This is a genomic window from Kitasatospora sp. LaBMicrA B282 (assembly GCF_050325825.1).
Lineage (GTDB): Bacteria > Actinomycetota > Actinomycetes > Streptomycetales > Streptomycetaceae > Kitasatospora.
Map to the genome: position 1 here is coordinate 3281 of NZ_JBNQTI010000248.1, position 5782 is coordinate 9062.

Sequence of the window (5782 nt, forward strand, 5' to 3'; positions counted from 1 at the left end):
CCGGCCCCGACCGCCTGGTGCGGTCGGGGCCGGGGCCTGCTGCCACCCGGTCGGGCTCAGCCCTCGTCGGTGACCGTCGCCTGATCAGCGGCGACGGCCTTCTTCGCGACGGTCTTCTTGGCCGCCGTCTTCTTCGCGGCGCCGGCCGTCGCGGTGGTCTTCTTCGCCGCGGTCTTCTTGGCCGCCGTCTTCTTGGCCGTGGTGGTCTTGGCGGCGGTGGCCTTGGCGGCGGTCTTCTTCGCCGGCGCCTTCTTCGCGACCTTCTTCACCGGTCCCTTGGCCCGCTTCTCGGCCAGCAGCTCGTAACCGCGCTCGGGGGTGATGGTGGCGACGTCGTCGTCCTTGCGGAGCGTGGCGTTGGTCTCGCCGTCGGTCACGTAAGGCCCGAACCGGCCGTCCTTGACCACCACCGGGCGCTCGCTGACCGGGTCGGTGCCCAGCTCGCGCAGCGGCGGGGCCGCCGCGGCGCGGCCGCGCTGCTTGGGCTGGGCGTAGATCGCCAGCGCCTCCTCCAGGGTGACCGTGAAGAGCTGGTCCTCGCTGGTCAGCGAGCGCGAGTCGGTGCCCTTCTTGAGGTACGGGCCGTAGCGGCCGTTCTGCGCCGTGATCTCCACGCCCTCGGCGTCGCTGCCGACCACCCGGGGCAGCGAGAGCAGCCGCAGCGCGTCCTCCAGCGTCACCGTCTCCAGCGACATGGTCTTGAAGAGCGAGGCGGTGCGCGGCTTGACCGCGTTCTTGCCGGTCTTCGGGGTGCCCTCGGGCAGCACCTCGGTGACGTACGGACCGAACCGGCCGGCCTTGGCCACCAGCGGGTTGCCGCTGACCGGGTCGGTGCCCAGCTCGACGTCGCCGCTCGGCGCGGCCAGCAGCTGCTCGGCCAGCTCGACGGTCAGCTCGTCCGGCGGCAGCTCGTCGGGGATGTCGGCCCGCAGGCCGGTCTCCTCCTCGCTCTTCGCCGCCTTCTCGACGTACGGGCCGTAGCGGCCGACCCGCAGCGTGATCTCGTCGCTGAGCGGGAACGAGCTGATCTCCCGGGCGTCGATCGCGCCCAGGTCGGTGACCAGCTCCTTCAGCCCGCCGAGGTGGTCGCCGTCGCCGTTGCCCGCCTCGGCGGCGACGCCGGCGCCCTCGCCCTCACCGAAGTAGAAGCGCTTCAGCCACGGCACCGACTCGGCCTGGCCGGCCGCGATCCGGTCGAGGTCGTCCTCCATCCGGGCCGTGAAGTCGTAGTCGACCAGCCGGCCGAAGTGCTTCTCCAGCAGGTTGACCACGGCGAACGAGAGGAAGGAGGGGACCAGGGCCGTCCCCTTCTTGAACACGTACTTCCGGTTGATGATCGTGTCGATGATCGACGCGTAGGTCGATGGGCGGCCGATCTCCCGGTCCTCCAGCTCCTTGACCAGCGAGGCCTCGGTGTAGCGGGCCGGCGGCTTGGTGGCGTGGCCCTCGGGGGTCAGCTGCTCGGCGGCCAGCGGGTCGCCCTCGGCCAGCCGGGGCAGCCGCCGCTCGCGGTCGTCCAGCTCGGCGTTCGGGTCGTCGGCGCCCTCGACGTAGGCCTTGAGGAAGCCGTGGAAGGTGATGATCTTGCCGGAGGCGGAGAACTCGACCGCCCGGCGATCCGCCGAGGTGCCGCCGACCCGGACCGTCACCGACTGGCCGACCGCGTCCTTCATCTGGGAGGCGACGGTGCGCATCCAGATCAGCTCGTACAGCCGGAAGTCGTCGCCGGACATGCCGGTCTCGGCCGGGGTGCGGAAGCGGTCGCCGGAGGGGCGGATCGCCTCGTGCGCCTCCTGGGCGTTCTTGACCTTGCTGGCGTAGACGCGGGGGGCGTCCGGCAGGTAGTCGGCGCCGTACAGCTGGGTCACCTGGCTGCGGGCGGCCGCCACCGCGGTCTCGGAGAGCGTGGTGGAGTCGGTGCGCATGTAGGTGATGAAGCCGTTCTCGTACAGCTTCTGGGCCACCTGCATGGTCCGCTTGGCGCCGAAGCCCAGCTTGCGGCTGGCCTCCTGCTGCAGCGTGGTGGTGCGGAACGGGGCGTAGGGCGAGCGGCGGTACGGCTTGGACTCGACGCTGCGCACGCTGAACGAGGTCTGCTCCAGGGCGGCGGCCAGCGCGCGGGCGGCCGGCTCGTCCAGGTGCATGGTGTTCGCCGCCAGGGCGGCGTCGCGCAGTCGGCCGTCCGGGCCGAAGTCGCGGCCGCTGGCGATCCGCCGGCCGTCCACCGAGACCAGGCGGGCGCCGAAGTTCTCCGGGTTGGCGGCGTCGGCCGCGGTCCGGCCGGTGCCGAAGACGGCCACCAGGTCCCAGTAGGAGGCAGAGGTGAAGGCGATCCGCTCGCGCTCGCGCTCGACCACCAGGCGGGTGGCCACCGACTGGACCCGGCCGGCCGAGAGCTTCGGCATGACCTTCTTCCAGAGCACCGGGGAGACCTCGTAGCCGTAGAGGCGGTCGAGGATCCGGCGGGTCTCCTGGGCGTCGACCAGGCGCTGGTTCAGCTCGCGCGGGTTGGCCACCGCCTCCTGGATGGCGGCCTTGGTGATCTCGTGGAAGACCATCCGCTTGACCGGCACCTTGGGCTTGAGCACCTGCTGCAGGTGCCAGGCAATGGCCTCGCCCTCGCGGTCCTCATCGGTGGCGAGGAAGAGTTCGTCGGACTCGGCGAGCAGCTGCTTGAGCTTGCTGACCTGGGCCTTCTTGTCCGCGTTGACCACGTAGATGGGGGCGAAGTCGTGGTCGACGTCGACCCCGAGCCGGCGCACCTCGCCGGTGTACTTGTCCGGGACCTCCGCGGCCGTCCCGGGCAGGTCGCGGATGTGCCCGACGCTCGCCTCGACGATGTAGCCGGGGCCGAGGTAGCCCTTGATCGTCTTCGCCTTGGCGGGCGACTCGACGATGACGAGTCGCTTGCCGCCCTGCGCGGTCTCGCTGGTCGGGGACACCTTCGCTCTTCTCTCCCGGTCGTTTCCTGTGCGCTGGCCGACGGGCACACCACCGCCCGGGGCCGCCGCACCGCGACGACCCCACCAGCGGAGTGTGACCGTACCCTGGCCACCCTTGTCAAACGGACTGATCCGGCTTTTTCACCGGCAAGGCCGACCGACGCCACTCGAACGGTAACCCGATCACCGGCGTTCCCGCCCAGTGGTTATCGTCCTCGGGGGCGGCGGGGCGCGGCGCATCGCCGCTGGTCGGCAGTGATCAAGCCGGGCCGTGGTGCCCGGACCCGGCAGCTCAGCGCAGGACGACCGCGGCGAGCAGGCTGAGCCCGCCGGCCAGGCTGCTGGTGCCCAGAAACGTCCAGAACACGTCAAGCGGAACCGAGGCCGCCACGCCCTTGCCGGTCAGCACCACCCGTGCCGGGCGGCAGGGGTCGTAGCTCACCCGGACCGTGCTGCCGGCCGGCAGCCCCGCCGGACGCCGCAGCCGGGTGGTGCCGCGCGGACGGGCCAGGATCGAGAGCGACTCGGCCACCGGGACCGACCGCCCGTCGCCCGCGGCCTGGGCTGCGGTGGGCAGACCGAGCGTGGGCAGGGTGGCGTAGCGGAGCAGCGGGGCCGGGTCGAGGGCATCCGTGGGCGCCGGGTCCGGCAGCACCAGGGCGGTCACGGGGATGCCGTGGCGGCGCAGCCGGTGGCGAAGGCGCAGCTCGGCCGCGCACCAGAACAGCAGTGCGCCTCCGAAGAGCGCCAGCACGCCCCCGGCCACCACTGCTGCCGGCATCTCCACCCCGTGCCCCCGGTTCCACCCCGCGCCGATGATCTTCCCCTCCCGGAACGTCGCAGGCGGGGGCCAACCTGGTGTCGACGGTCGGTGAACGCGCGGGAAACGCCGGATCACGGATCGACCAACCGGGCGGCGGCAGACCGCGCCGGACTGCGCCGGATCGCGCCCACCGGCCGCCTGGCGACGCACCGCTGACCGATGATCAGATCAACGGCCTGGCGGCGCGGCGGACGCCCGGCGTGAGCCCGACGAGCCCGACGAGCCCGACGAGCCCGACGAGCCCCTAGCGGACCGGCTCGACGAACCCCTGCTCCACCAGCAGCCGCAGCGACTCCGGCACCCGGTCGCGCAGCCGCGCCGCGTCCTCGCCCAGCAGCCGGGCGATCGCGTCGAGGATCTCGCCGGCCGTCAGGCTCCCGTCGCACACCCCCGCGAAGCCGGCGCCCACGGTGTCCACCTTGGTGGCCCGCCGCATCCCCCGGCCGTGCCGCAGCACCACGTGCTCCGGGTCCTCCGCGCCCGGTTCGCCCACCTGCTCCTGCACCACCTCGTCGGCCAGCAGGTAGCGGGCGGCCAGCAGCGCGGCGTCGTCGGCGGCCCGCAGGAAGTCCTGCCGGGCGAACCACTCCTCGATGTGCGGGCCCAGCGGCTGCTCGACCGGGTGCGGCCACTCCTCGATCCGCACCGTGGGCTGCTCGGCGCCCGCGGCCCGCAGGGTGATCCAGCCGAAGCCGATGCCCTCCACCTGGGCCGCCTCGAAGGCGTCCAGCCACTCGCCGTACCGCTGCTGGTAGGCGTCCCGCGAGGCCAGGTGGTCGCCGCCGTCGCGCAGCCACAGCTCGGCGTACTGGGCCACGTCCTGGACCTCGCGCTGCACCACCCAGGCGTCCAGCCCGGTGCCGGCCACCCAGCCGGCCAGCCGCTCGTGCCAGTCCTCGCCCTTGACGTGCTGCCAGTTGGCCAGCAACTGGCAGTAGCCGCCGGGCTCCAGGTGGGCGGCCGCGCCGCGGACCAGCGAGCGGCACAGGTCGTCGCCGGCCATGCCGCCGTCCCGGTAGACGAAGCGGCTGCCGGGCGAGATGACGAACGGCGGGTTGGAGACGATCAGGTCGAAGCGACGGTCGCCGACCGGCTCGAACAGGCTGCCCTCGACGGTCTCGGTGTTGGTGAAGCCGGACAGCGCCAGGGTCAGCCGGGCAAAGGCCAGCGCCCGCGGGTTGAGGTCGGTGGCGGTCACCCGCTGGGCGTGCCGGGCCGCGTGCAGCGCCTGCACCCCGGAGCCGGTGCCCAGGTCCAGGGCGGCCCGCACCGGGCGCCGCACGGCCAGCCCGGCCAGCGTGGTGGAGGCGCCGCCGACGCCGAGCACCAGGTCGCGCCGGGCCACCCCGGCGGCACTGCCGCTGGCGCCGATGCCGCCCGCGCCGCCGACCGCGCAGCCCAGGTCGGAGACCACCCAGGCGTCCGAGCTGTCGAGCCCGGCAACCTCGTTCGCGTACGGGCGGACGTCGACCGTGGCGCGCACCTCGTCGCCGTCGCGCTCCAGCCAGCCGTCGGCCAGGCAGTCCGCCAACGGCAGCGCGGCGGCGGCCGCGGCGTGGGCGACCGGCTGCTGGAGCAGGAAGAGACGGATCAGGCTCTCCAGCGGGGTCCCGCCCCGGGTCGCGCGCAGCGCGGGCACCGCCTCGCTGCGGGCCAGCGCGGCGTAGGCGGTGGGGCCGAGCAGGTCGAGGCAGCCGTCGGCGGTGTAGCCGGCGGTGAGCAGCGCCTCGCGCAGGCGGTCGAGGCGGGCGGGGTCGGGAGTGGGGAGCTTGGTCACCCCGTCATTGTCCCGCCCCTGGCCCGCCGGTCCGACCTGGGCACGCCCGGGCGGACCGGTGGGCACCGGTGGGCACCGGTCAGCCGGCGGCGGAGTGTCCGCGGCGGCTCACTGGCCCGAGGCGGCGGCCGCCGGGCTGCCGGCAGCGGGACTGCCGGCCGCCGGGCTGCCCGCGGCGGAACTGCCTGCGGCGGGGCTGCCGGAGGAGTTGCCCTGGGCGGCCGGGCTCCCGGCGGCCGG

General features: G+C 73.9%; 3 protein-coding genes. All 3 read right to left on the reverse strand.

Going from position 1 to position 5782, the window contains the following annotated elements:
- Positions 1-56 precede the first annotated feature (56 nt).
- The 3 genes from topA to ACQRUO_RS36875 all read right to left on the reverse strand — a co-directional run bounded on the left by topA (position 57) and on the right by ACQRUO_RS36875 (position 5542).
- Positions 57-2942: a type I DNA topoisomerase gene (topA, locus tag ACQRUO_RS36865; RefSeq protein ID WP_428320542.1), complete on the reverse strand. Its 2886-nt coding sequence runs from the start codon at positions 2940-2942 to the stop codon at positions 57-59.
- Positions 2943-3234: 292 nt separating this feature from the next.
- Positions 3235-3723, reverse strand: coding sequence for a hypothetical protein (locus tag ACQRUO_RS36870; protein ID WP_428320543.1), 489 nt, complete (start codon positions 3721-3723; stop codon positions 3235-3237).
- Positions 3724-4009: 286 nt separating this feature from the next.
- Complete coding sequence (locus ACQRUO_RS36875) at positions 4010-5542, reverse strand: DUF7059 domain-containing protein (protein WP_428320544.1); 1533 nt, start codon at positions 5540-5542, stop codon at positions 4010-4012.
- Positions 5543-5782: the final 240 nt, after the last annotated feature.